The organism is Moorena sp. SIO4A1 (assembly GCF_010672065.1).
In the GTDB taxonomy this organism is placed as follows: Bacteria; Cyanobacteriota; Cyanobacteriia; order Cyanobacteriales; family Coleofasciculaceae; genus Moorena.
This window is the reverse complement of record NZ_JAAHHX010000832.1, coordinates 1-1,273: the sequence shown is the minus strand read 5'-3', so window position 1 is coordinate 1,273 and position 1,273 is coordinate 1. Positions and strand designations below refer to the sequence as shown.

Genomic DNA, 1,273 nt, shown 5'->3' with positions numbered 1-1,273 from the left:
TGATCCCATTCATTCCAGGAATTAACAATTTTTTCCGACATTTCTGATCTCCTTATTTATCAAGTACTAGCTAAATTTTGGGCGTTGCCTAAATGCGGGATAATTTTAATAGTTTTGTAGAATGGGCATCTTGCTGGTTCCAATCTGTGGAACTGGCATCTTGCCAGTTTCAATCTGTGGAATGGGCATCTTGCTGGTTCCAATCTGTGGAATAGGCATCTTGCCTGTCCCTTGATCTCTTGGGGCGGGCAGGATGCCCACTCTACTCCTATTCATTCCAAGATTCCGCAACGCCAAGTTTTGGGCGTTGGATAAATGCGCGATAATGTTAAGAGTTTTTAGGCGCGCTTTCCAGTGGCCGGGTTCCCCGGCCTTGGGTCGCACCTGTGGAATGGGCATCTTGCCGTGGAATGGGCATCTTGCGTGGAACTGGCATCTTGCCAGTTTCATGCTTATTTTCGGTTCAAATAGCTTTTAGGAGAAGCACCCCTAAAAAATACAGATGATGCTGTTATCAAAGTTTAAATCCATAACAGCTGACAGAGTTTCCCTTCAGCCACGGCAAAAATCAAATTGAGTATAAGTAGAGTACCTACAAATACAGAATCAATTTTTTGACATTTATCATTTGAATTTAAAACAACTTTTTTTATTTTTAAGAACAGGTTAAAACAGATCATCACAAATTTGCTTGAAAAGTGCAAGCCAATTTACATTTTTTTACAAAATGCTCAATTTATTTATAGATTTTCTTAAGATTATATATAGTTGATTGTCAAACCTAATAAGTAGTCAACTTGATACGATATGACTAGTATTTTTATTGATAGATGATAGTCAACCGTTAACTGTCAACTATCAATAAAAATCGCAAAAACTCGTTCACGTAACACATTTATTATTCTTAAATAAATTTTTTATACAATTACTTGACAAAACACCAATTTCTATCACCTCAAATCCCAGCACCCTAACCCAAGATAAATAACAAGACCATTTCACCAAAAAGACTGACCACGAATAAATTCATGGTGTCGCCGTTAATGCCCTAACTAATAGGTGCACCATTTCGCCCCTCCCAAACTGATGCGCGATGATTTGTCATCACCAGGACTTACGCAACCTATCTATTTCTAGGGTGCGTAGGTCCTGTTCAAATCGGAAAGATTAATCAGGAAACTTGTCTTTCAAACCTTGATCAAACCCTTTATCAAACGTTTGTATATTAGATCTAAAGAAGCCAAAATCCAAAACTATTCTCCAAAATCCTTTC

1 protein-coding gene is annotated in these 1,273 nt (G+C 37.9%); it reads right to left on the bottom strand.

Annotated elements, in window-relative coordinates; all coding sequences use genetic code 11:
- Nucleotides 1–105: 105 nt before the first annotated feature.
- On the bottom strand, nt 106–450 hold the full coding sequence (locus tag F6K53_RS43295) for a hypothetical protein (RefSeq protein ID WP_293086885.1): 345 nt from the start codon (nt 448–450) through the stop codon (nt 106–108).
- Nucleotides 451–1,273 lie beyond the last annotated feature (823 nt).